Annotated in this window: 27 protein-coding genes, 1 tRNA gene and 2 pseudogenes; 7 read left to right on the forward strand and 23 right to left on the reverse strand. The window is 60.0% G+C overall.

The features are described from left to right. Positions 1–277: 277 nt before the first annotated feature. The 3 genes from panB to ACSZOQ_RS09785 form a co-directional block, all read right to left on the reverse strand. Entirely contained in the window at positions 278–1,105 is an 828-nt protein-coding gene (gene panB, locus ACSZOQ_RS09775) for a 3-methyl-2-oxobutanoate hydroxymethyltransferase (RefSeq protein ID WP_439925806.1), read from the reverse strand. A gap of 1 nt (position 1,106) precedes the next feature. Further along, the gene (locus ACSZOQ_RS09780) at positions 1,107–1,691 is read right to left on the reverse strand and encodes an NnrU family protein (protein WP_439925807.1); all 585 of its coding nucleotides are present in this window, start codon (positions 1,689–1,691) and stop codon (positions 1,107–1,109) included. A 148-nt stretch (positions 1,692–1,839) separates the two neighbouring features. Beyond that, complete coding sequence (locus tag ACSZOQ_RS09785; RefSeq protein WP_439925808.1) at positions 1,840–3,459, reverse strand: peptide chain release factor 3; 1,620 nt, start codon at positions 3,457–3,459, stop codon at positions 1,840–1,842. Between the two features lie 182 nt (positions 3,460–3,641). Between ACSZOQ_RS09785 and sugE the strand changes: the two genes are divergently transcribed. Continuing rightward, positions 3,642–3,956 (forward strand): quaternary ammonium compound efflux SMR transporter SugE, encoded by a 315-nt coding sequence (gene sugE, locus ACSZOQ_RS09790; RefSeq protein WP_439925809.1) that lies wholly within the window; start codon positions 3,642–3,644, stop codon positions 3,954–3,956. On the opposite strand, the gene ACSZOQ_RS09795 is transcribed toward sugE, so the two are convergent. The 8 genes from ACSZOQ_RS09795 to ACSZOQ_RS09830 form a co-directional block, all read right to left on the reverse strand. After that, the gene (locus tag ACSZOQ_RS09795; RefSeq protein ID WP_439925810.1) at positions 3,949–4,953 is read right to left on the reverse strand and encodes an anion permease; all 1,005 of its coding nucleotides are present in this window, start codon (positions 4,951–4,953) and stop codon (positions 3,949–3,951) included. The two genes, sugE and ACSZOQ_RS09795, sit on opposite strands and share 8 nt — an antisense overlap. A 14-nt stretch (positions 4,954–4,967) precedes the next feature. Continuing rightward, on the reverse strand, positions 4,968–5,612 hold the full coding sequence (locus ACSZOQ_RS09800) for a DUF47 domain-containing protein (RefSeq protein ID WP_439925811.1): 645 nt from the start codon (positions 5,610–5,612) through the stop codon (positions 4,968–4,970). Between the two features lie 155 nt (positions 5,613–5,767). Next, positions 5,768–6,739: a branched-chain amino acid ABC transporter permease gene (locus ACSZOQ_RS09805; protein ID WP_439925812.1), complete on the reverse strand. Its 972-nt coding sequence runs from the start codon at positions 6,737–6,739 to the stop codon at positions 5,768–5,770. 1 nt (position 6,740) lies between these two features. Next, a complete protein-coding gene (locus ACSZOQ_RS09810) occupies positions 6,741–7,604 on the reverse strand; it encodes a branched-chain amino acid ABC transporter permease (protein ID WP_439925998.1) in 864 nt (287 codons plus the stop codon). Between the two features lie 119 nt (positions 7,605–7,723). Continuing rightward, the gene (locus ACSZOQ_RS09815; RefSeq protein WP_439925813.1) at positions 7,724–8,944 is read right to left on the reverse strand and encodes an ABC transporter substrate-binding protein; all 1,221 of its coding nucleotides are present in this window, start codon (positions 8,942–8,944) and stop codon (positions 7,724–7,726) included. A 39-nt stretch (positions 8,945–8,983) separates the two neighbouring features. Next, positions 8,984–9,739: an ABC transporter ATP-binding protein gene (locus ACSZOQ_RS09820; RefSeq protein WP_439925814.1), complete on the reverse strand. Its 756-nt coding sequence runs from the start codon at positions 9,737–9,739 to the stop codon at positions 8,984–8,986. Next, positions 9,732–10,487 carry an ABC transporter ATP-binding protein gene (locus tag ACSZOQ_RS09825; protein WP_439925815.1) on the reverse strand — a complete coding sequence of 252 codons (756 nt, stop codon included), beginning with the start codon at positions 10,485–10,487 and terminating at the stop codon, positions 9,732–9,734. Before ACSZOQ_RS09825 ends, ACSZOQ_RS09820 begins: the two co-directional genes overlap by 8 nt. Positions 10,488–10,745: 258 nt before the next feature. Continuing rightward, positions 10,746–11,111, reverse strand: a complete 366-nt coding sequence (locus tag ACSZOQ_RS09830; protein ID WP_439925816.1) for an ArsC family reductase — start codon at positions 11,109–11,111, stop codon at positions 10,746–10,748. A gap of 122 nt (positions 11,112–11,233) precedes the next feature. Here ACSZOQ_RS09830 and ACSZOQ_RS09835 point away from each other — a divergent pair, with 122 nt between their 5' ends. The 3 genes from ACSZOQ_RS09835 (at position 11,234) to ACSZOQ_RS09845 (ending at position 14,512) form a co-directional block, all read left to right on the forward strand. Then, positions 11,234–11,674, forward strand: a complete 441-nt coding sequence (locus ACSZOQ_RS09835) for a copper uptake system-associated protein (protein WP_439925999.1) — start codon at positions 11,234–11,236, stop codon at positions 11,672–11,674. A 143-nt stretch (positions 11,675–11,817) separates the two neighbouring features. Continuing rightward, a complete protein-coding gene (gene thrS / locus ACSZOQ_RS09840; RefSeq protein ID WP_439925817.1) occupies positions 11,818–13,866 on the forward strand; it encodes a threonine--tRNA ligase in 2,049 nt (682 codons plus the stop codon). A gap of 82 nt (positions 13,867–13,948) precedes the next feature. Next, the gene (locus tag ACSZOQ_RS09845) at positions 13,949–14,512 is read left to right on the forward strand and encodes a nitroreductase family protein (protein WP_439925818.1); all 564 of its coding nucleotides are present in this window, start codon (positions 13,949–13,951) and stop codon (positions 14,510–14,512) included. Between the two features lie 16 nt (positions 14,513–14,528). Here the strand turns inward: ACSZOQ_RS09845 and ACSZOQ_RS09850 are convergent, their stop codons facing one another. Beyond that, positions 14,529–15,032 (reverse strand): DUF3016 domain-containing protein, encoded by a 504-nt coding sequence (locus ACSZOQ_RS09850; RefSeq protein WP_439925819.1) that lies wholly within the window; start codon positions 15,030–15,032, stop codon positions 14,529–14,531. Positions 15,033–15,324: 292 nt separating this feature from the next. Between ACSZOQ_RS09850 and ACSZOQ_RS09855 the strand changes: the two genes are divergently transcribed. After that, positions 15,325–15,648 (forward strand): hypothetical protein, encoded by a 324-nt coding sequence (locus ACSZOQ_RS09855; protein WP_439925820.1) that lies wholly within the window; start codon positions 15,325–15,327, stop codon positions 15,646–15,648. 99 nt (positions 15,649–15,747) lie between these two features. Here the strand turns inward: ACSZOQ_RS09855 and ACSZOQ_RS09860 are convergent, their stop codons facing one another. The 10 genes from ACSZOQ_RS09860 to ACSZOQ_RS09905 form a co-directional block, all read right to left on the reverse strand. Next, positions 15,748–16,065 carry a hypothetical protein gene (locus ACSZOQ_RS09860; RefSeq protein WP_439925821.1) on the reverse strand — a complete coding sequence of 106 codons (318 nt, stop codon included), beginning with the start codon at positions 16,063–16,065 and terminating at the stop codon, positions 15,748–15,750. Positions 16,066–16,240: 175 nt separating this feature from the next. After that, a complete protein-coding gene (gene tnpC, locus ACSZOQ_RS09865; protein WP_439922718.1) occupies positions 16,241–17,842 on the reverse strand; it encodes an IS66 family transposase in 1,602 nt (533 codons plus the stop codon). A gap of 69 nt (positions 17,843–17,911) precedes the next feature. Then, the gene (tnpB, locus tag ACSZOQ_RS09870; protein WP_439923186.1) at positions 17,912–18,265 is read right to left on the reverse strand and encodes an IS66 family insertion sequence element accessory protein TnpB; all 354 of its coding nucleotides are present in this window, start codon (positions 18,263–18,265) and stop codon (positions 17,912–17,914) included. Beyond that, positions 18,262–18,684 carry a transposase gene (locus tag ACSZOQ_RS09875; protein WP_439923187.1) on the reverse strand — a complete coding sequence of 141 codons (423 nt, stop codon included), beginning with the start codon at positions 18,682–18,684 and terminating at the stop codon, positions 18,262–18,264. The genes tnpB and ACSZOQ_RS09875 overlap by 4 nt, the downstream gene beginning before the upstream one ends. Before the next feature lie 75 nt (positions 18,685–18,759). Continuing rightward, positions 18,760–19,002, reverse strand: a complete 243-nt coding sequence (locus tag ACSZOQ_RS09880) for a hypothetical protein (RefSeq protein WP_439925822.1) — start codon at positions 19,000–19,002, stop codon at positions 18,760–18,762. Positions 19,003–19,083: 81 nt separating this feature from the next. Further along, positions 19,084–19,157, reverse strand: a tRNA-Gly gene (locus tag ACSZOQ_RS09885). Positions 19,158–19,629: 472 nt separating this feature from the next. Beyond that, a complete protein-coding gene (locus ACSZOQ_RS09890; RefSeq protein ID WP_439925823.1) occupies positions 19,630–19,785 on the reverse strand; it encodes a hypothetical protein in 156 nt (51 codons plus the stop codon). A gap of 806 nt (positions 19,786–20,591) precedes the next feature. Further along, complete coding sequence (locus ACSZOQ_RS09895; RefSeq protein ID WP_439925824.1) at positions 20,592–21,281, reverse strand: hypothetical protein; 690 nt, start codon at positions 21,279–21,281, stop codon at positions 20,592–20,594. A 1,312-nt stretch (positions 21,282–22,593) separates the two neighbouring features. Further along, positions 22,594–23,190: a hypothetical protein gene (locus ACSZOQ_RS09900; RefSeq protein ID WP_439925825.1), complete on the reverse strand. Its 597-nt coding sequence runs from the start codon at positions 23,188–23,190 to the stop codon at positions 22,594–22,596. A 901-nt stretch (positions 23,191–24,091) separates the two neighbouring features. Further along, positions 24,092–24,379, reverse strand: a complete 288-nt coding sequence (locus ACSZOQ_RS09905) for a hypothetical protein (RefSeq protein WP_439925826.1) — start codon at positions 24,377–24,379, stop codon at positions 24,092–24,094. Positions 24,380–24,585: 206 nt separating this feature from the next. Here ACSZOQ_RS09905 and ACSZOQ_RS09910 point away from each other — a divergent pair. Next, positions 24,586–24,645 (forward strand): annotated as a pseudogene (locus tag ACSZOQ_RS09910) (maltose acetyltransferase domain-containing protein); the annotation flags it as partial. Positions 24,646–24,812: 167 nt separating this feature from the next. Continuing rightward, the gene (locus ACSZOQ_RS09915; RefSeq protein ID WP_439926001.1) at positions 24,813–25,031 is read left to right on the forward strand and encodes a hypothetical protein; all 219 of its coding nucleotides are present in this window, start codon (positions 24,813–24,815) and stop codon (positions 25,029–25,031) included. Here ACSZOQ_RS09915 and ACSZOQ_RS09920 read toward each other — a convergent pair. Then, a pseudogene (locus ACSZOQ_RS09920) lies at positions 24,971–25,216 on the reverse strand (type I restriction endonuclease subunit R); the annotation flags it as partial. The gene ACSZOQ_RS09915 and the pseudogene ACSZOQ_RS09920 overlap by 61 nt on opposite strands. Between the last annotated feature and the right edge of the window lie 173 nt (positions 25,217–25,389).

Consider the following 25,389-nt stretch of genomic DNA (forward strand, 5'->3'; position numbering starts at 1 on the left):
TATCAATGCGCCGCCGCACGCGACGGACGTAATTCGCACGGATAATGTTTTCTAGCAAGAGTTGCGATCAACAGAAAATTCTAGTTAAGCGAACTTAAAAGTTGATGGGGATCAGTTACCCTCCGGTCGATGACGATCGCTGATAAATCGACATAGAAGCCAAGTCGTGTGACACAGCGATCACCCAAAACCAATCGCAGCGATATTGATGACGCCGAGATAGCTGAGAGCAGTTTTGTCGTGTCGTGTAGCGGGACGGCGGGGTGGCGCGCGTATTTCAATCGCGCTTCGACTTCATTGCATAAACGTGTTCCGGGCCGGGAAAGGCGCGACTACGCACATCGCGCGCATAGCCTTCGATCGCAGCCTCGATCATGGGACCGAGTTGGCCATAGCGCCGGACGAATTTCGGCGCGCGCGGCGACAACCCGAGCATGTCTTCTAGCACCAACACCTGACCGTCACAGGCTGGGCTGGCGCCGATGCCAATCGTCGGGATTGCCACGGTTTCCGTGATCTTGCGTGCGAGAGGCTCCGCGACCGCCTCGATCACCATCGAGAACGCGCCGGCCTCAGCCACGGCTCGCGCATCGTCCTCGATCGGCTGCCACGTTCCCTCCTCGCGTCCCTGCGCGCGAAATGAGCCCAGCGTGTTGATCGATTGCGGCGTCAGGCCGACATGCCCCATCACGGGAACACCGCGCGCGGTGAGAAACGCGATGGTTTCCGCCATCTTCACGCCGCCTTCGAGTTTCACCGCGCCACAGAGCGTCTCCTTGAGAATGCGCACGGCGGAATGAAACGCCTGCTCCTTCGAGGCCTCGTAGGAGCCGAACGGCATATCCACCACGACCAGCGCCTGTTGCGATCCGCGCATCACCGCCCGGCCCTGCAGGATCATCATATCCAGCGTGACCGGCACCGTGGTCTCGAAACCGTGCATCACGTTGCCGAGACTGTCGCCCACCAGAATGACGTCGCAATGGCGGTCGACCAACGCTGCGGTATGAGCATGATACGAGGTCAGCATCACGATCGGATCGCCATTCTTGCGAGCGCGAATGTCGGGTGCTGTCCTGCGCCTGATGGCCGACTGGACCGACATGCTATGCTCCAAAGGCGGGAACGCCGACGACGTAAGGATGGAAGAGAGCGCCGAGCGCGAGATAGACGACAAAACCGACGACAACCGCGATCACGTCATTGCGAACCCCGCCGACCGGAATCGGCAACCCACTGGGGTCGGTCCGGTGCTTGAGCGAGATGCGGTCGATCACCGCCCACGCCAGGATCGAGCCGAACAGGATGATCGAGCCAAGATCTCCGTTAGCGAGCAGATGCGCCGCCGCCCATAGCTTGACGCCAGCCAGCATCGGATGCTTCAGCTTTGCATAGATGCGGCCGCGGATATATGACGCCACCACTAGGATGATAGCAGGCAGGATCAGCGCTTCGGCGATGTGCTTCATCACGCGCGGCGGATACCAGACGTCGATCCACCCAGTGGCGCGGTAGTGCAGAAACCCCCAGACAATCAGCGCGACGCCGGCCGCGGAGATCAGCGAAAACCCGATCTTGTATGGTCCATCGCCGTAGGACGAGATTAACCGCGCGCGAAAATCGCGCTTCGTCGCGGCGAGGTGCACACCGAGGAACAGAACAAGGCCAGCAATCATCACCAACAAACCCATCGTTTCCTCCTATGAGCACTGACCTCCGCTTATCATTTTTGAGGAGTTTCAGGCAACACGGTGCAGAAAAAGAGGCGAACACGTTTTCGTCGCGACAACACCCAGCAATCACGGCAAGGAACGCAGAGCGCCGCTTTGCTGTGCGGGCTTATGACGTCTTCTTCACGTCCTTGACGCTGGAGAACGTGATGCCCTCGGCCCGTTCCTTCGTATAGCCGAGATAGAATTCGTTCTTGGCCAGAAACACCGGGTCGCCGTCGACGTCGTCGGCGACGCCGGAGCCGTTGGCGGCGATGAAAGCATCAAGCTTCTTGCGGTCGTCGGACGAAATCCAGCGCGCGAGCTGGAATTCGCTGATTTCGAAATCCACCGGTAACGAATATTCGGCATCGAGACGCGCTTTCAGCACATCGAGCTGCAGCATGCCGACAACGCCGACCAGTGCGGGCGCGCCGTCGCGCGGGCGGAAAACCTGCACAACCCCCTCTTCCGACATCTGCTGCAGGGCTTCCTTCAGCTTCTTCGCCTTCATCGCATCGGTAAGCCTGACCCGACGCACGATTTCCGGCGCGAACGACGGCACGCCGACGAAGGTGACATCCTCGCCTTCGGTCAGGGTATCGCCGATCCGCAATGTGCCGTGATTGGGAATGCCGACCACGTCGCCGGCGTAGGCCTCGTCGGCAATGGCGCGGTCCTGAGCAAAGAAGAACTGCGGCGAGGACAACGGCATCGGTTTTCCCGTGCGCACCAGCTTCGCTTTCATGCCGCGGGTCAGTTTGCCCGAGCAGAGCCGCGCAAACGCAATGCGGTCGCGATGATTGGGATCCATATTGGCCTGGATCTTGAACACGAAGGCCGTCATCCGCGCTTCACCCGCCTCAACCTTGCGCAGGTTGGACTCCTGCGCGCGCGGCGGCGGGGCGAATTTTCCAAGCCCGTCCAGGAGATCACCGACGCCGAAATTGCGCAGCGCCGAGCCGAAATACACGGGCGTCAGATGCCCCTCGCGGAAAGCGTTGAGGTCAAACGGCTTGCAGGCTTCGGTCACCAGCGCCAGTTCGTCCCTGATCTCGTTGACATTCAGGTTGGCATTGCGCGCCGCAAGGTCGGCGATATCGATCTGTTCGGCCGCGCCGGTCTTGGCGCCGCCACCTTCGAGCAGGCGGACGCCGCGGGTCGCGATGTCATAGGTGCCGAGAAAATCGCGGCCGCGCCCGACCGGCCAGGTCATGGGGGTGGTATCGAGCGCCAGCGTTTTTTCGATCTCGTCGAGCAACTCGAAGGTATCGCGGCTCTCCCGGTCCATCTTGTTGATGAAAGTGATGATCGGGATATCGCGGAGACGGCAAACCTCGAACAGCTTTCGGGTGCGCGCCTCGATGCCCTTGGCCGCGTCGATCACCATCACGGCGGAATCCACCGCGGTCAGCGTGCGGTAGGTGTCCTCGGAAAAGTCCTCATGGCCGGGCGTGTCCAGCAGGTTGAATACGAGGTTCTCGAACTCGAACGTCATCACCGAGGTGACGACCGAGATGCCGCGATCGCGCTCGATCTTCATCCAGTCAGACCGGGTGTTGCGCCGCTCGCCCTTGGCCTTGACCTGGCCAGCGAGATTGATGGCGCCGCCGAACAGCAGCAGCTTTTCCGTCAGCGTGGTCTTGCCGGCGTCAGGATGCGAGATGATCGCGAAGGTGCGTCGGCGCGCGACTTCCGCCGCCAGCGGCGAACGCGAGGCTGATTCATTCGGCAGTGCCAGATCGGACATCAGCGAGCGTTTGGCAGGGAAAACCGGTCGGATCAAGGGGTTTCCACGCCGCGCCCGGGGCGCCGCCGGGAGCTTGCCGGGCGCTCCCGCCTGCCCCATATCAAGGCGGCGGAAGGACGGCCTTCAGCATCTCACACAACCATCGCGGGGACGACCCTGCCCGTTTTCAAGGAGGGTTCGTCATGGCCTGGTTCATGCTGTTCGTCGCCGGATTGATGGAAATCGGCTGGGCGGTCGGCCTCAAATACACCGAGGGGTTCACGCGACTGGTGCCCTCGGTATTGACGCTCGCAGCCATGGCCGCCAGCCTGGGGTTGCTCGGGCTGGTGCTCAAGACGCTGCCGATCGGCACCGCCTATGCGGTCTGGACCGGCATTGGCGCGGTTGGCACCGCGATCCTCGGCATCGTGCTGTTCGGCGATCCGGCAACGATGGCGCGGCTCGCCTGCATCGCTCTCATCGTCGCCGGCATCGCCGGGCTGAAGCTCGTTACTTGACGAACGCCACCGCCCAATAGGCCAGCGCGGCAACAATCGCCGATGCGGGGATGGTGATGACCCACGCATAGACGATCGAACTCGCAACGTTCCAGCGCACCGCCGATAGTCGCCGTGCCGCGCCGACGCCGACGATGGCGCCGGTGATTGTGTGGGTGGTCGACACCGGGACGCCGAGAAACGTCGCCATGAACAGTGTCGCCGCGCCGCCGGTCTCCGCGCAAAAGCCCTGCATTGGCGTCAGCTTGGTGATGCGAAGGCCCATGGTCCGCACGATCCGCCAGCCGCCCATCAGAGTCCCCAGCGCCATTGCGGCCTGACATGCCAGCACGACCCAGAAAGGAACCTCGAAATGATCGCCGAGATGACCTTGCGAATACAACAGCACCGCGATGATGCCCATGGTCTTCTGCGCATCGTTGCCGCCGTGGCCCAGCGAATAAAGTGATGCAGAAAAGAACTGAAAGATGCGGAACGCGCGATCGACCGCGAAAGGCGTCGAGCGCACCGATAGCCACGAGACGATGGCGACCAGCACCAGAGCAAGCAGGAACCCGACCAGCGGCGACAATACGATCGCAATCAGCGTCTTCGACAGACCGCTCCAGACCGCCGCCGAGAAGCCGGCCTTCGCGACGCCCCCACCGAACAGGCCGCCGATCAACGCATGTGAACTGCTCGACGGAATCCCGAGCGCCCAGGTGACCAGATTCCACACCATGGCGCCGACCAGTGCAGCGAAGATCACCTGCGGGTCGATCACGCTGGGCTCAATGATCCCGGTGCCGATGGTGTTGGCGACGTGCAGGCCGAACACCAGAAACGCGATGAAGTTGAAGAACGCCGCCCAGAGCACCGCGTATTGCGGCCGCAGCACCCGGGTCGAGACAATGGTCGCGATCGAATTCGCCGCGTCGTGCAGGCCATTCAGAAAATCGAACAGCAGCGCGACGGCGATCAGGCCGACGAGAATCGGAAGACCAAGCATGGCGTCCACGGCGCGGCCCTGCCCTATACCTGCTCGATGACGATGCTGTTGATCTCGTTGGCAACGTCGTCGAAGCGGTCGGCGACCTTCTCCAGGTGATCGTAGATCTCGACGCCGACAATGAAGTCCATCGCGCTGGCGTTTCTGTGTTTCAGGAAAAGTTCCTTCAGGCCGATATCGTGCAGATCATCCACACGCCCTTCCAGCTTTCCGAGTTCCTCGGTGATCGCCGTCAGCATCGCGACGTTGTTGCTAATGTGCTCAAGCAGCGGCAGCGCGCGGCCGACCAGATTGGCGCATTCCACGATCAGCGCGCCGATCTCACGCATCGGCGGCTCAAAGGTTCGCACCTCAAACAGCACAACGGCCTTCGCCGTCTGCTGCATCTGGTCGATGGCGTCGTCCATCGAGGTGATCAGGTTCTTGATGTCGACGCGGTCGAACGGGGTGATGAAGGTGCGGCGGACCGCAGTCAACACCTCGCGCGTGATGTTATCCGCGTCGTTTTCGAATTGGCTGACCCGCTGGCAGAACACTGGTGTTTCTTCGCCGCCGTTCAGCATTCCCTGAAGTGCATGCGCGCCCTGCACAATCGTCTGCGAATGGCGGGCAAACAGATCGAAAAAACGCTCCTCTTTCGGCAGAAAGGACCGGAACCAACGCAGCATCGCAGCATCCACTTTGCAGACAAAGAAACCGGGCCGCCAGTCCGGGTCGCACGGGTGTCATAAACCATTTCCGGGAAGGCTGGGCAATCCGCATCGCAACCGACGGGATCATCCACCGGTTTGTGCGCCCCAAAAGGCTCTATTCGCGCGATAAATTACAGCGATCGCTTAAAATAATGAGCAATTTCGCCGACAATACCGCGGCGGAAGGTCAGCACGCAGATAACGAAAATCGCGCCCTGGATCACCGTGACCCATTGCCCGAAACCAGCCAGATACTGCTGCATGGCGATGATCGCGAAGGCACCGACGACAGGGCCGAATACTGTGCCAAGGCCGCCCACCAGCGTCATCAGCACGATTTCACCCGACATCGTCCAGTGCACGTCGGTCAGCGAAGCGTTCTGCGCCGCGAGTACCTTGAGCGATCCAGCAAGCCCGGCAAGCGTACCCGACAGGATATAGGCCAGAAGCTTGTATTGATCTGTCTTGTAGCCCAGGGAAATCGCGCGCTGTTCGTTCTCGCGGATCGCCTTCAGCACCTCGCCGAACGGCGAGTTGATGGCGCGGTAGATCACCAGGAAGCCGAATAGAAAGCCGCCCAAAATGACGTAATAGAGTGTGTTCGGATGCGACAGATCGATAACCCCGAACATTTTCCCCTGGGGAACTCCCTGAATGCCGTCTTCGCCATGAGTGAACGGCGTTTGCAGATAGATGAAGTAAAGAAGCTGGGCGAGCGCCAGTGTAATCATCGCGAAATAGATGCCTTGCCGGCGAATGGCGACAACGCCGGTGACAACAGCCAGCAAAGCCGCGGCGACGACGCCGGCGACGATGCCAAGTTCGGGCGGGAAACCCCACACCTTCAGGGCGTGCGCGCTGACGTAGCCGGACGTCCCGAGAAACATCGCATGGCCGAACGACAACAGACCACCGTAGCCAAGCAGCAGATTGAACGCGCAGGCGAGCAGCGCGAAGCAAAGCCCCTGCATCACGAAGTATGGGTAGATCCCGGTCATCGGAACGATGGCCAGCACAGCCGTCATGAGGACGAAAACAATCATCTCGTCGCCGACGACGCGGCGGTTTGAGGTCCCAGTGCTGCCGTCGGTCAATGCTGCCATGTCAGACCGCCCGCCCCGTCAATCCCGTTGGCTTCACCAGCAGCACGAGCACCATCAGCACGAAAACCACGGTATTGGAGGCCTCGGGATAAAAATACTTCGTCAGTCCCTCGATCACACCGAGCGCAAATCCCGTGATGATCGATCCCATGATCGATCCCATGCCGCCGATCACCACCACCGCAAACACCACGATGATCAGATCGGCTCCCATCAGCGGCCGCACCTGATTGATCGGCGCAGACAGCACGCCGGCGAGTGCCGCGAGACCGACGCCCAATCCGTAGGTCAGCGTAATCATGCGCGGCACGTTGATGCCGAACGCGCGCACTAGTGTGGGATTCTCTGTCGCCGCGCGTAAATAGGCGCCAAGCCGGGTCCGTTCGATCAAGTACCAGGTGGCGATACAGACCACCAGCGAACATACGATCACCCAGCCGCGGTAGATCGGCAGGAACATGAAGCCGAGATTGATGCCGCCCTGCAATTCGCTGGGAATGGCATAGGGCAGTCCGGAAGAGCCGAAATAGTTCTGGAACACGCCCTGAATGATCAGCGCGAGACCGAAGGTCAGCAGCAATCCATACAGATGATCCAGCCCGGTCAACCATTTCAGCATGGTCCGCTCCATGAGCATGCCGAACATGCCCACGAGAACCGGTGCAATGATCAGCGCCGGCCAGTATCCGATCCCAAACACGTTGAGCAGGAAATAGGCGCAGAACGCACCCATCATGTAGACCGCGCCATGCGCGAAGTTGATGATGTTGAGCATGCCGAAGATCACGGCGAGGCCGAGACTCAGCAGCGCATAGAACGAGCCGTTGATCAGCCCGACCAGAAGCTGCGCGGAAAGAGCCTGCAGATTGATCGACATGTTGCTCTCGGTTTCGTCCCGTCTGTAACGATAACCAGTGGTCCAATTAACTCAACTAGTGCGTAACGGTGTCCCGGCGGCTCAGCACCGCCGGGGCGAGCGCAGCGTCAATGCTTCACCAGAGGGCACTTGCTTTCCGACAACGGCCGGAACGCCTGCTCTCCGGGCGTGGTGCCGATTAGCTTATAGAGATCCCATGCGCCCTTCGACTCCGCAGGCGTCTTGACTTCGAACAGGTAGGCCGGATGAATGGCCCGGCCGTCGATCCGGATCGTACCCTTCCCGAACAGCGGATCGTCGGTCGGCATCTCTTTCATCTTGGCCACCACCTTGGCGCCGTCATGCGGGTTGCCGCCGAGCGCCTCCAGCGCCTTGAAGTAGTGCAGCAGGCCAGCATAGACGCCTGCATGAACCATTGTCGGCATCGCATGCGTTTTCAGGCGTTCGCTGAAGCGCTTCGAGAAGGCCCGGGTCTGGTCGTTGGCGTCCCAGTAGAACGTCTCGCTCAGGTTAAGCCCCTGCGCCACGTTGAGACCAAGCGAGTGGACATCCGACAGAAACATGAGAAGTCCAGCAAGTTTCTGGCCACCCTTGACGATACCGAATTCCGCGGCCTGCTTGATCGAGTTGGTCGTGTCCCCGCCCGCATTGGCGAGCCCGATCACCTTGGCTTTCGATGCCTGGGCCTGGAGCAGATAGGACGAGAAGTCTGCCGTGTTCAGCGGCGCCTTGACGCTTCCCAGCACTTTGCCGCCGTTGGCTTTGACGACCGCACTCGTATCGTTCTCGAGCGCATGACCGAAGGCATAGTCCGCCGTGATGAAGAACCAGCTATCGCCGCCGGCTTTCACCATCGCACTGCCGGTGCTTTGAGCCAGCATGTATGTGTCGTAGGTGAAGTGGACCGTGTTCGGCGTGCACTGCGTGTTGGTCAATTCGGAGGAGCCGGCGCCGGAATCCAGCAGGATGCTGTTCTTCTCCTTCACGATGTTGTTGACTGCGAGCGCAACGCCGGAGTTCGGCACGTCGGCAATAATGTCGACCTTGTCGGTGTCGATCCACCGGCGCGCGATGCCGGTTCCGATATCGGGCTTGTTCTGGTGATCCGCCGAGATCACATCGATTTTCCAGCCCTTGGCCTTCAACCCCGAATCATCGGCCGCCAGCTGTGCCGCGACGACCGAACCCTCTCCGCCGAGGTCGGAATACAGGCTGGAAAGATCGGTCAGCACGCCGATCTTGACGTTCTTGTCCTGGGCCATCGCGCCGACGGTCATGCCAAAAGTCAGCGCCGTGCCGATGAGTAGAGCTGTTATTCCGGTCCTCATTTTCTCCCACTCCGTTTTGATCCCGTCCGGGGACGCCGCCTAAACACCGAGATAGGTATGAAGTTTGTCCATGTTGGCCTGCAATTCGGAACTCGCGAAGCCGTCGATGATCTTGCCGTGCTCGACGACGTAAAAGCGGTCAGCGAGCGTCGCGGCGAAGCGGAAATTCTGCTCCACCAGAAGGATCGTGAATCCCTCTGACTTCAATCGCGCGATGGTATGGCCGATCTGCCGGATGATGACCGGCGCAAGGCCCTCGGTCGGCTCATCGAGCATCAGGAAGCGCGCACCTGTACGCAGAATGCGCGCGATCGCCAGCATCTGCTGCTCGCCGCCGGAGAGCTTGGTGCCCTGACTGCTCAGCCGCTCCTTCAGATTGGGAAACAGCGTGAATATCTGGTCCAGCGACAGGCCGCCGCTGCGGACCTGCGGCGGCAACATCAGGTTCTCGCGCACATCGAGGCTCGCGAAGATGCCGCGCTCCTCCGGACAGAACGCAACGCCCAAACGCGCGATCTTGTCCGACGACGCTCGCGAGATGTCTTGATTGTCGAAACGGATCGATCCGGTGCGCTTGCCGATGATGCCCATGATCGACTTCAGCGTCGAGGTCTTGCCGGCGCCGTTGCGACCGAGCAGCGTGACGACCTCTCCCGCCGCGACGTTGAAGTTGATGCCGTGAAGGACGTGAGATTCGCCGTACCACGCTTGGAGATTTTCAACCGTGAGCAGGGTGCCGCCGGCCGGCCTTGCGGAACTGGCAACACCCGATGCGGTCATCGTCCCGTCAGCCATGACCGGCTCCCAGATAAGCTTCCCTGACGCGCTCGTCCTTGGTCAGGTCGGCATAATTGCCCTCGGCGAGCACCTGCCCGCGTGTCAGCACGGTGATGATATCGGATAGGCTGGCGACCACGCTCAGATTGTGCTCGACCATCAGGATCGTGTACTTCGCCGAAATGCGTTTGATGAGCGCGGCGATCCTGTCGATGTCCTCGTGGCCCATGCCGGCCATCGGCTCGTCGAGCAGCATCATTTCCGGATCGAGCGCTAGCGTCGTCGCGATCTCCAGGGCGCGCTTGCACCCGTATGGCATCTCCACCGCGGGGATTTTCGCGAACTCGCTCAATCCGACGTCGTCCAGCAATTCAAGCGCACGGGGGTTGAAGCGATCGAGTACCGACTTGGAGCGCCAGAAATCGAAGGAATGGCCGTGCTGACGTTGCAGCGCGACCCGGACATTTTCAAGCGCCGTGAGATGCGGGAAGACCGCCGAAATCTGGAATGACCGCACCAGTCCGAGCCGCGCCACGTCGGCCGGAGCAAGCGCCGTAATGTCCCGTCCGTTGTAAAAAATCTGACCCGCCGACGGCTTCAGGAACTTGGTTAGCAGATTAAAGCAGGTGGTTTTCCCCGCGCCGTTGGGGCCGATTAATGCATGAATACTGCCGCGGCGAACGCGTAGACCAACGTCGCGCACGGCGACAAAACCGGCAAACTCCTTGGTCAATCCGTGGGTTTCAAGAATGAACTCATTCGCCACTCAGAATTCCCCCTCAGCTATCGCTCGGTGTCCCCTTCGCGGCTGAGTCTTTGCTGCCGGGCCCGTTCAGTGCGCTAGAACACCATCGGGCACGGTCGCCTTGTCTGGAATATGACGTCAATGGACGGGGTCACGCAAGGTGCAAAGTAGCTTTCGGCGGGACTCTGGAGCCCGCACTTCCTCAGCCATTAGTCGAAATGGCGTCGGCGCCGGCCTAGAGGGCACACCGGCGACGTGACAGAACCGATCGACGCGGCGCTATCCCTTCGCCTTCAGCGCTCGAAGCTCTTTTTCATAAATCTCGGGCTTGAAGCCAACGAGCAGTTTGCCGCCAACCTCCAGCACCGGACGCTTGATCATCGACGGCTGATCGAGCATCAACGCCAGCGCCTTCGTTTCATTCAGCCCCGTCTTGTCCGCATCCGGCAATTTGCGAAACGTCGTGCCGGCGCGGTTGAGCAATGTTTCCCAGCCGAGTTGTGCGGCCCATCCCTTGAGCCGCGCGCGTTCGATGCCGGCGGTCTTGTAATCGTGAAAGTCATAGGCGATGCCATGGCCGTCCAGCCACGCGCGCGCCTTCTTCATGGTGTCGCAGTTCTTGATGCCGTAGATGGTATTGGTCAATGCCAGGCTCTCCAGGGATTGCGGCTTGAAACCGGTGGGGTGGGCCTCATAGCTACGCGAGCCGCCGGGGCCTGTGAAGCGGATGCATTGTGAAGCGGATGCATAGGGAGATTTCCGTGGTGATGAAACTGTTGGCCGCAGTCGTCCTGCTTTGGAGCCTCGCCGGTCCGGCGATCGCGGCGCCGGACGAGGACGCGGTGCGAGATCTGCTTCATTCGACCTTCGACAAACCGGAAGCAAAGCTGGTCGTCGGACCGGTGATCGCCACAGCTGGCTACGCGATTGCCGGCTGGACCCAGGGCGAGATGGGCGGTCGCGCCCTCCTCCAGAATAAGCACGGACACTGGAGCATCATCCTATGCGCCGGGGACGGGATCAGGAGCGCCGAAGCGCTGCGGCATGCCGGCATTGCGCCTGACGTCGCCGATGAACTCGCTCAGGCGCTCGCGAAGGCCGAGCAAACAGTTCCGGCCGATCGTCTTGCAGCGTTTGCCCGCTTCGAGGGGCTGCTGCGTATGGACGAAGCGGGCAACCACCCTCCCGTCCACGATCGGGCGCGCTGATAGACGACGTCGACTCTCGCTGGCGCAACGCCGATGGCCCAACGGCGGAGCTTTTCAGCCGTTGCAACCGGCGAACCGGCTGCTATACCGCTGTATCCCGCTTACCTGCGCTCGTTCGCAGGAGTGAGCCACAGGAGACATTGATGTCTGACAAGAACGAACCCGCATCGGGATTCCAGTATGGCCTCGCCAACCTGAAGCCCGTCTCACCCACCGACAACGTCACCCTCAACTTCCCCGACGGCGCACAGCGCGAGTTCCCGAAAAACACCACCGGCCTCGACATCGCAAAAGGCATCTCGCCGTCGCTGGCCAAGCGCACGGTGGCGATGGCGCTCGACGGTGTCGTCAGCGACCTTGCCGACCCGATCGAAAGCGACGCAAAGATTGAATTCATCAACCGCGACGATCCCCGCGCGCTGGAACTGATCCGGCACGACGCGGCGCATGTGCTGGCCGAAGCCGTGCAGTCGCTGTGGCCGGGCACGCAGGTGACCATTGGTCCCGTGATCGAGAACGGCTTCTACTACGACTTCTTTCGCAACGAGCCGTTCTCGCTGGAGGACTTCCCCGCGATCGAGAAGAAGATGCGCGAGATCATCGCGCGCGACAAACCCTTCACCAAGGACGTCTGGGATCGCGAAAAGACCAAGCAGGTGTTCCGCGACAAGGGTGAGGCCTTCAAGGTCGAACTGGTCGACACCATTCCCGGCAACGAGCCGATCAAGATCTACTATCAGGGAGACTGGTTCGATCTCTGCCGCGGCCCCCACATGACCTCAACCGGCAAGATTGGCAACGCCTTCAAGCTGATGAAGGTGGCCGGCGCCTACTGGCGCGGCGACAGCAACAATCCGATGCTGACCCGCATCTACGGCACGGCGTTCGCCAAGCAGGAAGAGCTCGACGCCTACCTCAAGCAGATCGAGGAAGCCGAGAAACGCGATCATCGCAAGCTCGGCCGCGAACTCGACCTGTTTCATTTCCAGGAAGAAGGTCCCGGCGTGGTGTTCTGGCACGCCAAGGGCTGGACCATCTTCCAGGCCGTGATCGCCTATATGCGCCGCCGCCTTACCGGCGACTACGACGAGGTCAACGCGCCGCAGATGCTCGACAAGTCGCTGTGGGAGACTTCCGGCCATTGGGAATGGTATCGCGAGAACATGTTCGCGGCGCAGTCAGCCGGCGACGAGGCCGAGGACAAGCGCTGGTTCGCGATCAAGCCGATGAACTGCCCGGGCCACGTGCTGATCTTCAAGCACGGGCTGAAGAGCTACCGCGACCTGCCGCTGCGGCTCGCCGAATTCGGCGTGGTGCATCGCTATGAGCCCTCGGGCGCCATGCACGGCCTAATGCGCGTGCGCGGCTTCACGCAGGACGACGCACACATCTTCTGCACAGAGGATCAGCTCGCCGACGAATGCCTCAAGATCAACGAGCTGATCCTCTCGACCTATGCCGACTTCGGCTTCGACGGCGAGTTGACGGTGAAGCTCTCGACGCGCCCCGAGAAGCGGGTCGGCTCAGATGCAGCATGGGATCACGCCGAGCAGATCATGGGCGAGGTGCTGAAGCGGATCGAGACGCAGGGCCACAACGGCCGGATCAGGACGGAGATCAATCCCGGCGAAGGCGCATTCTACGGTCCGAAGTTCGAATACGTGCTGCGCGACGCCATCGGGCGCGACTGGCAGTGCGGCACCACGCAGGTCGACTTCAACCTGCCGGAGCGGTTCGGCGCGTTCTACATCGACGCCGACGGCAGCAAGAAGGCTCCGGTGATGGTGCATCGCGCGATCTGCGGCTCGATCGAGCGGTTCATCGGCATCTTGATCGAGCACTTCGCCGGCAATTTTCCGCTCTGGCTCGCGCCGGTGCAGGCGGTCGTCACGACCATCACCTCCGATGGCGACGAGTATGCCAGAGAAGTCGCAGCCGCCGCCCGGCGTGCGGGACTTCGTGTCGAAATCGATCTGCGCAACGAAAAGATCAACTACAAGGTACGCGAACACTCGCTGGCGAAGATCCCGGCGTTGCTCGTGGTCGGCAAGAAGGAAGCCGAGAGCCAGTCAGTCTCGGTCCGCCGTCTGGGCAGCGACGGCCAGAAAGTGATGCCGACCGGCGACGCCATCGCGGCGCTGGTGGAGGAAGCCATACCGCCAGATATCAAGCGGGCCAAAATGTTGCACTAGCGGGTTGTTCCGAAGGTGAACATCAGTCGCGGCCATCCATGCACGCGTTAAGCGGGCGACAGTAGATTTCAAGAGAGCACCCATGTCCGATATTATCGAATTCCTGCGCACCCGCCGTTCAGTCAAGCCACGCGACATGAGCGGGCCCAGCCCCTCGGCCGAGGAGATCGACACCATCCTCACCATCGGTGCGCGCGTGCCCGATCATGGCAAGATCGCGCCGTGGCGATTCATCGTGTTCGAAGGCGACGCGCGAGCCCGCGCCGGCGACGTCATCGCCAATGTCTACGCGCGCAAGAACCCATCGGCGCCGCAGGAAGAGATCGAAATCGAAAAGCGCCAATTGATGGAAGCGCCGCTGGTGATCGGTGTCGTGAGCTGCATCAAGCAGCACCCTAAGGTGCCGTCGTGGGAGCAGGTGCTTTCTGCGGGCGCCAGCGCCATGAACATCGTCAATGCAGCCACCGCGCTCGGCTACGGCGTGAACTGGCTGACCGGCTGGTTTGCCTACGATCGCGACATACTCGACGGTCTCGGATTGAAGCCAGACGAAAGATTCGCCGGCTTTATTCATATCGGCACACCGACTAAGCCGAACACGGACCGCCCTCGCCCGGCCTTGTCGGATATCGTGACGCGGTTCTAGCGCCTCACACTCGATCTCAGAATCCGTGGCGATCGGTGCCCCGATTGGAAAAGGTGCGCTCGAACCAACCGTCCAGCAGCGCCTTCTCATACACATAGGAATCGCTCGAAAGCCGGGCAGACGGATTCATCTGATAGTTGATGTCGGAGAGGGTCTCCTCGCCGCTACGCGTACGCCGACCTCTCTCGGTCAGCACATAATGCAGCTTGATCCTCGGCGGCGTAACGCCGGTCATAATCCTCACGTCGGAGGGACCATAACGCCCTAGTCCATAATAGCCGGCCCGATCGATGTCCAGAACGTCGACGGTGAGAGTTTGCCCAGGGGCGAGAAACCGTTTGCCGAGACGATCGAGATGAGCCCGCAACGCCGCTTCCGTCGACACGCGGGAGGCGGCGAACGAGCCAGCATCCGTATAGCGGTCCGGACTGACAAAACGCACATTTACGCCGGCGAGGCTCGATGCCGGCGAAACAACAATGGCTGCGAGAACCGCAGCAAAGCCAAGATTCCAGCGCATGTTTCACCTATCGACTTTGTGTCGACCGGATATAAGCACGAATCCGGAAACCTTCCACGTCCTCCAGATCAAGTGCGCCTGATCGGCTCACGTTCTGAATCGCATGGGAACCGCGAGTTGCACGATCCTGCGCATTAACAGAAGCACCGAATGGCGCGACTACTTGACCGGTCACGTTGATGGCTCAGCTGGTTCCATCTATGTGCTTGACGTGTCAATGGAAACGATGACGATTGCTACTGAGAAGCTCGTGTTTGATCTCTAGTCGAACCAATAGAAGGCTGCTTAAAATATGTCTCCTCCCCGCGACCCAAGCCACGGTCAAACGGCCGAAGAAATCGAGCGCTACTATCGCAACGTCAAAATTGGCGATCCAGCCGCGATCAGAAGCAGCCAATATGGACGCCTCGAAATCAAGATCACGATTGTAAGCAACATCAATCCAGAAGCTGGAAGCATACATTTGAACGACGATGCCGTATGGGGCGGAGTCGCTTATTCTGTGGAAAGTGGAAAGAGTTATTACGCGTCCGCCGGCCAGTCATCGCTTATCGTTCCAAATGAAAAAGTTACGGCCTGGGCTAAAGCAAATCCGCGCGGCACACCCGCTTACTGATTGCTGCCGCGCGAGTGAGGGTTGCACAAGCCCACGCGCGTCGAGACTCTTCCCAAGAATGGGCTGACGAATGCTTTCCGCACACTCCCCAACGGCACCCTAACCGGTGAATTCGGTGGCCTTGCCCGCCAGAAGTTCTTTCAACTGGCTGCGCATCAGCTCCGCATTGTCAAACGTAAGGGAAGCTACTGCAGTCTTATCGACTGCAACGACGATTTGGACGCCTACGTTCACGCATGAAATTCGGCCGGACACATCATTAATACCCGTAAGCGCATTTCCCAATGCCGCTTCTAACCCCTTAGCTTCGACCAAGCCCAGTCTGAGCGGATCACCGCCATCGATCGTAAGATCGACCGCTACGCCCCCTTCGGGTGGCTTCTCGGCGTTACGAGCAACAAGTGTCCAACTGCTCATTTAGTTCGTCCCCGCCGCACTTTCCTAATCTTCCTCTTCCTCGGCCATTTCGCGAATGCCCTCGGGCCAAATATCACAACGCTTGCCCAACGCGAGCTTGATTTCACCTGATGGTGCCGGTCCAAGCCGACGGCTCAATGTTCAGGAGCGGCGCGACGCTCATGAACGTAAGCGCTCAACCGCTGCCCCATTGATGTGGGCTTGACGTTTTGCGGAATCTCCAGGGCATGAGGTCTTCGATTTTGCTTTGAGGATGGCCGGCGATGATTGCCTCGAGTGTTTCGGCGATGTAGGCGACGGGGTTGACGTCGTTGAGCTTGCAGGTGGCTACGATCGACGCCAGCAAAGCCCAATTCTCGGCTCCAACTTCATGACCAGCAAATAGCGCATTTTTTCTGGTCAGGCACACCGGCCGGATGGCGTTTTCGACCGGATTGGTGTCGAGCTCGAGACGTCCGTCTTCGAGGAAGCGGGTCAGCCCCGGCCAATGATTGAGCGCGTAGCGGATGTCCTGGGCGAGTGTCGAGCTGCTGGAGATCATCGACAGCTGTTTCTCGAACCACGGCTTCAAAGCAGCAACGACAGGCCGCGAATGCTCCTTGCGCGCGGCCAGTCGGATGTCCGGCGATGAGCCGCGCACCGTGGCTTCGATGGCATAGAGAAGCGCAATCTGCCGGACCGCGTCTTCGGCGATCGGCGATCTGCTGTTGCGCGCCAGCTTGACGAAGCGCCGACGCAGATGACTCCAGCAATGCACGAGCGTCCAGGGGCCTTGCGGTCGCGCAACGCCGGTCAGCCGATCATAGCCCTCGTATGCGTCGCATTGCAGGAAGCGCCCGTTAAAGCCGTCCAGAAACTGCCTGGCGAAAGCGCCGCTGCGTCCGGACGCATATCGGAACAGCACGATCGGCGGACTTGGGCCGCTGTGGCCGCGGTCGTCGGAGACAATAGCCCAGAAGAAGCCTTTCTTCGTCTGGCCGCGCCCGGGAGCAAGCACCGGCGCCGTGGTCTCGTCCATGAACAGGCGATCCGCCGCCGCCAGTTGGCGGCGCATCCGATCCCCAACAGCCTGGAGATGGAAGCAGGCGCGGCCGGACCAGTTCCCCAGCGTCGCCCGGTCGAGCCGGATCCCTTGTCGCGCGTAGATCCCGGCCTGCCGGTAAAACGGCGTATGATCGCCGAACTTGGCGACGATCACTTGCGCAATGGCCGCTTCGGTCGGCAGTCCGCCAGGCACGACATGCTCCGGCGCGTGCGCCTGAACGACCGCGCCCGAGCAGCGGCGGCAAGCATATTTTGGACGACGCGTGACCAGCACGCGCCATTGCGCCGGGATCACGTCGAGACGCTCGCTGACGTCTTCGCCGATCTTCGTCATCGCGCCGCAGCCGCAGGGACACAGCGTGCTCGCAGGCTCGATGATCCGCTCCACCCGCGGCAAATGCGCAGGCAGGCAGCCCCGATTGCGATGACGGGCTTGATCTGATGCGCCGCGCGATCGGCCCTGGATAATCGCTGCCGCGTTCTCCTGCGCCGCGTCCAGGACGCCTTGCGCGATCTCGACGTCTTCGAGCGGCAAATGATATTGATCAGGCCGCAGCTTCTCGGACTTCGCGCCGAACTTCTCGCGGCGAAGTTCTCCGAGGATAACCTCCAGCCGGCGCCGCGCCTCTTCCGACGTTGCCAGCGCCGCCTGATGCTCGCCCAACGTCGCTTGCGTTTGCGCCAAAAGCGCCTTCAGGCGTTCGTTCTCGTCGCGCAGCGCCGCGGTGTTCATGCGCTATTTCCAGCACATCGCCGCCGTTCTCGCCATGCGCAAAGAGCGTCCCGAGTCACTCTGCCGCAGTTATCCCGCCGCTTGCGGACGCCGTGCTTCCTCCGGACGGACCAGCCTCCAGTCCAAACCTTCAAACAAGGCCGCAAACATCGCCGGCGATACCCGCATCACGCCATCCGCAATCGTCGGCCACACGAACTTGCAGCCTTCGAGCCGCTTGTGCACCAACACCAGGCCCGTGCGATCCCAGACCAAAATCTTGATCCGATCCGCTCGCCTCGATCGGAACACGAACGCCGCGCCGCAGAACGGGTCGAGACCAAGCATCTCCTGCACCTTCGCCGCAAGCCCATCGTGACCACAGCGGAAGTCGACAGGCCGCGTCGCGATGTAAATCTTCAACTCCGCGCCAGCAGCGATCATCGTGACGTCCGCACCGCGCGGATCACCTGTGATAGTTGCTTCTCGCCGATCGCCGCGTCCGTCCGCACGACGATGTCACCGATCGCAATCTCAATCTTGACCATCGGAACGTGACGCTCGTCTAACGGCTCTTCCACAACCAGCGGTGCGAAGCTTGTCGTCGGAGAGTCGCACGACGGCAAGCCGCCTCTCTGTCGAAAGCGTCGGCGCCAGTCGTAAATCTGCCAGCGCGTCGCACCATGCTTGCGCGCCACCTCCGCTACCTGAGCGCCAGGCAATAAACTCTCGGCAACGATCCGAGCACGCTCAGATTCCGAACGTACGCGCCGCCCCGTCGGTCCCTCAAGCACTTCAAGCCGGCTGACTATTCCAGTCGATGAGCCGTCCAAATGGACGTCCTTTTTGCCGTCTAACACCATCCAAAACCTCCGTCACAACCGGAGGATTCTTCGCATGTTCGATGCTAACCCGATACAAGGGGATCAACTGAGCGCTTACTCATGAACGTCCCCACGATCACGTTGTATTCGGTATCCGGTAGATAGGCGGTCAGATCGCGACCCCTCGAACGGATCGATGGTGACATCAATAACCGCCTGTTCGGGATTGAGCCGAAACAGGTTGACCGGCTTGCCTTCCGAATTGTGTGCAATGGAGGCAATGCCGCCGAACGGGTAGAGCAGCGCGTCCCACGTAATCTGCTCTCGAAAGTCGCGGGCGCTGGTCCAGTCGTTCACTTGGTCATGCAGCACATGAAATCATGCTACAAAGCCACCAGCCGACCGTGTAACTTATTAATTTTGCTAAAAAATCACCGCTGGAGCGGGTGAAGGGAATCGAACCCTCGTATTCAGCTTGGAAGGCTGCTGCTCTACCATTGAGCTACACCCGCGTTACGCATCTAGCGTTCTGATTTTATTGCCATTTGCGGATGCTTTCCGCAAGGCACGAATCCTCCAATTCCGGAACGGAATGGCTCCAACTGCGACTTTGGGACCAGAAGTCCCGCAAAAGTTCATCCAACGATTCAGATACGCCAACGAGCAAAACAAGAACTCAGCCTATGTTTAAGGCGCACAGAATTCTTCATTCGCGCGGTCGTTGCCAGCATCACCGCACGGACCGTGGCTTCTATCGGTGATGAGAACACCTGTTGCGCTCCGGCCTCTCCCTCAGGAGTGTTCCTTTGGCCCGGAGAACGCCGCCACACTGCGAAGCAGGCCGGGGCCACTGTGGACTTTGAAGGCTGGACTTTGAAGGTTGGGTCGATTCCGGAGCTGCGGCCGCCCACAAATCATCTGCGCCGAACCGCGCCTAAATTTGCACGCTACGACGATCGCTCCCGCGACGATACGATCGCAGATTTATGCCGCGCGCTGCGACAGTTCCTGATGCTGATGCCATACACCGCTGATATGGGCAGCTCCATGATCTGCCTTATTAACAGCCGACACCAGCGCGGTGACACCCATCAACGTTCCGACCGCCAGAATTGCTGCCAGGACAATTTTAATTTTCATGTCGTCTCTCCATCGTAGCCAAATTGAAAACCAGAGAACTCGTACGCATGTTCCTATTCTGACATGCGCTGGCGCTGGCAAATTTAAGGTCAGTTCCTGATAGAAAAGACTTCCGGCTGAAGCGGAATTTTCGGAAGCGCTGCAGTCGAATTTCCACGGGTAACTGACCGGGACTTGATTACCGCTAGTGCTTCGTTGGCGGCAGGTCCGGGATGAGCGCCCTCACCTTCCAAAGAAGATAATGTCGGCGTTCCTAGCGACATATTCTTCCTTCTTGATCGAGTCACGCGAATTCGGCAAACGCCCGCGCAGAAGAATGATCGCGAAGAAGAAGATATGGGCAACTGTCGGCGTTATCACCGTGTGCGGATGACCATATAAGCAACCGAACGCGGCGGTGCTACGGTAGTTTGGATTGCGCCGCCAGTTCAATCAGACGGAAACGGACGGGGCAGCCCCTTAACACGCTGCGATTTTGTGCCTATGATCCGGCTTCCATCAACAACGAAAGGAGGTGATCCAGTGCCTTATATCGAGCGCTGTCACCTCGCTGGGATCGCCCGCTAGGCTTCTTGGAGCCCGGCGATGGGCGGCTCAGCGCCCAGTGCCAGCGAGACAAGATCGGGGCGCGGCGGGCAAAACTCGCCGCGCCTTTTTCACTGCGACGACGGAACGGATGCGTTGCCGTGCCGGTGCAAATCGCGTCGACTTTCAGTAAATACGTGGGCGGATCGCGCGAGAATGAAGGTCACAACGGAACCGACGGATCGTTCAAGTGCTGACGACAAGCCGGCCGCAGACGGACATCATCGCGCGTTGGCATAATGGTCACGACGATGATGGTGACGTCTCGCGTAATGCCGTCCTCCTCCTCCGCTCCAACCTCCAAGCTGGAAATGCCCGCTGTCGCCATTTGCCCATTGCGCGCCGGAAATCAACCCGCAGGAGTTCGCGAGCGCGACCTCGTTGTGGGGCATCCGTGGGCGCGTGACGTTTCGCCCGTATTGGTTGATATCGAGCGCCAGCCCTGCCGGATGCAGCGAGGCTCGTACGCTGCCATGCGCCCGCCATCCGCCCATGAAGCGGATCGGATAACCCTGCCGGTCAAGAGCCGAAACAAGGCACTGGAAAGCACCGGTGGCGTGGTTGGCAACATGCGCAGTGGCGCCTGAGGACGAGCGGACCACCCCGGCCACCCTCCCCGCGCCTTCGGCCATGACCCGTGCAAGCCCTTTCGGAATTCGGCGATGTGATCGGTGACTTGCCGAATGTCTGACGGAATGACGGGAATGCCTGGCGGCACGATCCTCGAAATTAAACAGCGACGTTCCGTTGCCGAAGCAGGGACGCATCACATCGCAGCCCGTGGCAATCTGCGTTTTTTTATAAGAAGGTCGGGCAGACGAAGGTGTGGCGACAATGCAAAGCATCGCCGATGCAATAAGCAGTCGGATCATCGTATCTCCGGGAAAAGCTGGAGTAAGGGAACGCAGCAACTAAAGCCCTGCTCTGAAATGTCCGGCACGGAACCGCTGGTCATGATAGCGGCTAACTAGGACCGGTGGTCACGGCCTGTCTAGCTAGACGCGAACAACCATTTGAATTAACATTGAGAGTTTAGGTTAAAACGAGCGGCTCGCGCATCGCGTCTTCGGAAAAAAGTCAAGTTAAATCAACAATTTGTTGAGGGGGGCCGTGTCGAACAGCTTGGTCATGCAGGCTATCGCCCAGTGAGGACGCGGCTGATTTTCGATGCCGGAGATGTGGTTCTGCGCACCAACTTACTGGCAGCCTCTGCCCTCTACGCTTACATAGGGGTTAGCTCGCATTTGACCCATGCTCCTTCTTGGGTTGATTTGAACGCAGAGGGAAGGGAATGCTAGCGGAGATGGGAAGGTCTGCATCTGATAGCTTCGAAGGGCGGCGGCGTAACGGACGTAAAAGTAGATTAAGACCCTACTACGTTCGACCGTGTTTTGCAGAAATGCAAAAAATCGCCCCGGACCACACCCAGAGAACAATGGCAAGGCGCCTCAACGATCACTTTAATCCTGAGCAAGGCGCATAAGCCATTCGCCATCACAGTGGTAACTTCAATGACCGTAACCCCCGTCTCCAAAATCCTCAGCGAAGACCGCATTGGCTTCGTGACGGAGGATGATTCGAAACTACGGCCTTTGAAGCGAAGGGAGTATAAACAATGAATGATCTTCGGGAATGGCGCAGCTCTACACGAGAATTCGAAGGAGCGAAGGACAGAGGCCCTCGAAATACTTACATTGTCGGCGCGGTGCTGGTGTTGTTGGCTTTCATGGCTGTAATCGCGCTTTTCTTGTTTGGGGTGCCTTAGCACTCCCATGCTTCCGGCGATGCTCTCGCGCCGCGAAGACCGTCATCGCCAACGAAACGCCCGCACCCAAGCGGGTGGTGGGGAATTATCGAGAAAATCGTAATATTCAACGGATTGTTTGAGATTGGTGGGGGAAGAAGGACTCGAACCTTCGAAGTCATAAGACAGCTGATTTACAGTCAGCTATCATAACAAAGACATCCGTCACCACTTGCCAATAACTCATCAAGGCGAGTTCTTGCGTGGGACGCTGAAAACGAACCGCCTTGTTCGGTGATGGCACTTTCATGCATCTGATCGGGACGTGACACCGACCGCACAAAGCGGCTTAGGCAAGCTCTTGTCGGTTTGCAGCGGAGTGATGAGCCGGCAGGGCAGGTCCGCCGAGCCTTTCACGGGCGACGCTTCGCGCCGACCCACTGGCTAACTCGTAACCCGCCGGCTCACCAAGCTCTGCATCAGTACCAAGCATAGGACTGATAGCAGCGGTTCGCCCACTGGTATCCGTCCCACACCCAACAATCATCATAGTTCGCATAAGCGTACGGATAGTCCCAGCCCCAGGCAGTGGCCGCAGCGACGCCAGCAGCAACAGGCCAACCCCATCCCCAGCCGCGCCGCCATCCCCAGCGTCCTCCGGCCCAACGTCCTCCGGCCCAGCGTGCATTTACATTTGCCCAACGTCCACCTGCCCAGCCGCCGCCCCAGCCCGGCCGGACGCCCCAACCGGGTCGGACACCAGCCCATCCGGGGCGCCCTGCGAACGCTCCGCCGCCGACACCGGCCAGAGCTAGCCCGCGACCACCTCTGAAGCCAGCGCCCCTGAACCCGCCGCCGGCAAACCCACCTCTGAACCCACCGCCGGGCATCGCGCCTCTGAATCCTCCACCGCCGAAACCACCGCCCCGGAAACCTCCACCGCCTCCAAATCCGCCGCCGCCCCTGAAGCCTCCTCCCCCTCCTCCGAATCTTGCCGCCGCCTCATCCGGCATCAGCGTGAGCGCCGATGCGACGATTGCCACGCCACTCAGGATGGCCAACACTCTCTTGCGCATTGCACACTCCTTCAGGTTGGGCGTTTCGCACTTCCATCAGGCCGGACTTTGACTGCGTCAGATTCTAATAGCCCAGTGCGATCCGCCCCGAACGAGTACTCGACGTGCAGTCACACATCTCCCGGCCGTCCCAATAACGTTAGCAGTGTGTTCTCGTTCCTGCGGCGGTGCGTGGCACGCCGTGGTCTGATCTCGACTTCCGGTCTTGGCCCGCGACCTCACGCAAACTCTCCGGTGCGCCAGTCCTACGTCGCAGGTAATGGGCCCTTCCCCGGCCGGAAGGCGTTTCAGCGGCGCACGCCTACTCCACGGAACTGCGCAGACTGGCGCAGTAGCGACACCCCGCAGCCCGATCCCAGGGCCGGCATCCGTTGACCTAGATCAACAAAGAACCCCTCCGCCTTCAGTCCTTTGGGACCAGCCCGCGCGTTTCTCAGGAGGTTCGATAATGACACGGCACCTCGCCTTCGCGATCACGATCTTAGGCACCGGCGTACTCCTCAACTCACCACCCGGAATAGCAAACCAGCTGCAATGTGAGGACAGAGGCGCGAATTGCTTGGGCAAATGTGCCGACCCGACGGGAGGGGCCGGTGACTTGGGCGGCCATCAGAACAAATGCCTGCTCTACTGCAGCCGGCAGCTGGCCAGCTGTATGGTACGCAATGCGACGATCCAGCGCTATTATGCGCAACCGGAACACTTCGGACGTTTTTTTGAATGACCGCGCCAGCGCGGCGCCTCCCCGTGGCAGATCGCCGTCACCACCATGACCGCCGCGCGCCGCGATATTCGCCGCAAGCACAGCATTATGAGGTTGGTTGGGTCGTGAGGCCGGCCGCAAAAACCGCTGCCAAGATTCTGTCGGCCAAAGTCTCGGACGACCGTCATTAAGCGTTCGCTACCGCTTCCTGTACATCGCCGCCAGTGTACCGACTATCAATCCAAAGCACAGAGGCACACCAAAGAAGATCATCGACCAGAACGCGAGCAGCAAGACGTGCGCTAGCAAACCCTCTCCGATGAGATCGCCCCGAAACCAGAAGGGCGTGCTCGTTGCGGCCAGTAGAGAACCAGCGAAGCCGATTTTCATCAAAGACGCTGAGCGTGGATCATGACGCGCGAAATGAAACGATCCCCATGCGGCCATCAATGCAAGAAACACCCACAGAATGCCAATCGAAAGCATGGCGCAAAAACGTCCTCCAAACCTGGTTGGAACGGTAGGTTAGGTTCGTGCACGAACTGTTCATCCATCGGTTCAAAACGCCAGCAAATTCGGCCTTAACGCTGTAACTAAGGTCAGACTGTTGTCTTGACCCGTCCAACCGTCACAGGGGAATTAGCAACGATGCGAACGGAACGTCAATGCTGGCTGGTGCACTTTACGACCCTATGGACACCGAGTTGGTAAAGGCACGGGCTCGCGCACGCGACCTGTGTCAAACATTGAACAACTCACGTGAGACAGAGGAAGCGAAGCGCCGAGGTATTTTGACGGACCTTTTCGGACGGGGCGGCGAATCCGTTTGGATGCAGCCGCCCTTCTTTTGCGATTACGGCTCGAACATTGAACTCGGCGAGCGAGTCTTCTTCAACTTCAACTGCGTAGTGCTGGATGTTTGCAAAGTGAAGATTGGCGATTTCACGCTATTCGGACCGGCCGTTCAAATTCTGACGTCAATGCACCCCTGGAATGCCCTCCAGCGGCGAAAGGAAGAGTTCGGCAAACCCATCGAATCGGGTCGGATGTATGGGTCGGTGGAGGCGTAATAATCCTGCCCAGTGTCCGTATTGGCTCCCAGGCAGTGATCGGCGCAGGAAGCATGTTGGGCTTGTAGTAGAGGACATAGTCGGCCCGCTTGGCTCGGCCACGCGTGACAAGTTTGCCGCGCACGATAATGCGGCCCTTAGTGAAGCCAACCTCCTCGCGTATTTGCAGCATTTCGTCCCACCCCGCTTTGCGCAGCGCAGGCGTGATGAGCTTGGTGCAAATGTCCCGTTCGCTTAACGAGCGTTTGTCCATCGAAATCAGTGAATCATCAGAAAGTGAGGCTGACGAGTTGGCGTACTCGGCTCTTCTCGAAAGCCGCTGCCTTCGCGAACCGCCCCCGCGGATGCATTTCAGACGTTATTGCCGAATGCGGTTTCAGATGAACGTAAGCTTGCGCCAAACTCATCACGGCCACTCCCCACGCG

Source organism: Nitrobacter sp. JJSN (assembly GCF_051912485.1).
Classification (GTDB): domain Bacteria; phylum Pseudomonadota; class Alphaproteobacteria; order Rhizobiales; family Xanthobacteraceae; genus Nitrobacter.

Excerpts from the sequence above, each read along its gene's own strand:
- panB (WP_439925806.1), bottom strand. The coding sequence starts at position 1,105 with ATGTCGGTCCAGTCGGCCATCAGGCGCAGGACAGCACCCGACATTCGC.
- ACSZOQ_RS09780 (WP_439925807.1), bottom strand. The coding sequence starts at position 1,691 with ATGGGTTTGTTGGTGATGATTGCTGGCCTTGTTCTGTTCCTCGGTGTG.
- ACSZOQ_RS09785 (WP_439925808.1), bottom strand. The coding sequence starts at position 3,459 with ATGTCCGATCTGGCACTGCCGAATGAATCAGCCTCGCGTTCGCCGCTG.
- sugE (WP_439925809.1), top strand. The coding sequence starts at position 3,642 with ATGGCCTGGTTCATGCTGTTCGTCGCCGGATTGATGGAAATCGGCTGG.
- ACSZOQ_RS09800 (WP_439925811.1), bottom strand. The coding sequence starts at position 5,612 with ATGCTGCGTTGGTTCCGGTCCTTTCTGCCGAAAGAGGAGCGTTTTTTC.
- ACSZOQ_RS09805 (WP_439925812.1), bottom strand. The coding sequence starts at position 6,739 with ATGGCAGCATTGACCGACGGCAGCACTGGGACCTCAAACCGCCGCGTC.
- ACSZOQ_RS09815 (WP_439925813.1), bottom strand. The coding sequence starts at position 8,944 with ATGAGGACCGGAATAACAGCTCTACTCATCGGCACGGCGCTGACTTTT.
- ACSZOQ_RS09820 (WP_439925814.1), bottom strand. The coding sequence starts at position 9,739 with ATGGCTGACGGGACGATGACCGCATCGGGTGTTGCCAGTTCCGCAAGG.
- ACSZOQ_RS09835 (WP_439925999.1), top strand. The coding sequence starts at position 11,234 with ATGAAACTGTTGGCCGCAGTCGTCCTGCTTTGGAGCCTCGCCGGTCCG.
- thrS (WP_439925817.1), top strand. The coding sequence starts at position 11,818 with ATGTCTGACAAGAACGAACCCGCATCGGGATTCCAGTATGGCCTCGCC.
- ACSZOQ_RS09845 (WP_439925818.1), top strand. The coding sequence starts at position 13,949 with ATGTCCGATATTATCGAATTCCTGCGCACCCGCCGTTCAGTCAAGCCA.
- ACSZOQ_RS09850 (WP_439925819.1), bottom strand. The coding sequence starts at position 15,032 with ATGCGCTGGAATCTTGGCTTTGCTGCGGTTCTCGCAGCCATTGTTGTT.
- ACSZOQ_RS09855 (WP_439925820.1), top strand. The coding sequence starts at position 15,325 with ATGTCTCCTCCCCGCGACCCAAGCCACGGTCAAACGGCCGAAGAAATC.
- ACSZOQ_RS09860 (WP_439925821.1), bottom strand. The coding sequence starts at position 16,065 with ATGAGCAGTTGGACACTTGTTGCTCGTAACGCCGAGAAGCCACCCGAA.
- tnpC (WP_439922718.1), bottom strand. The coding sequence starts at position 17,842 with ATGAACACCGCGGCGCTGCGCGACGAGAACGAACGCCTGAAGGCGCTT.
- tnpB (WP_439923186.1), bottom strand. The coding sequence starts at position 18,265 with ATGATCGCTGCTGGCGCGGAGTTGAAGATTTACATCGCGACGCGGCCT.
- ACSZOQ_RS09875 (WP_439923187.1), bottom strand. The coding sequence starts at position 18,684 with ATGGTGTTAGACGGCAAAAAGGACGTCCATTTGGACGGCTCATCGACT.
- ACSZOQ_RS09890 (WP_439925823.1), bottom strand. The coding sequence starts at position 19,785 with ATGAAAATTAAAATTGTCCTGGCAGCAATTCTGGCGGTCGGAACGTTG.
- ACSZOQ_RS09900 (WP_439925825.1), bottom strand. The coding sequence starts at position 23,190 with ATGCGCAAGAGAGTGTTGGCCATCCTGAGTGGCGTGGCAATCGTCGCA.
- ACSZOQ_RS09905 (WP_439925826.1), bottom strand. The coding sequence starts at position 24,379 with ATGCTTTCGATTGGCATTCTGTGGGTGTTTCTTGCATTGATGGCCGCA.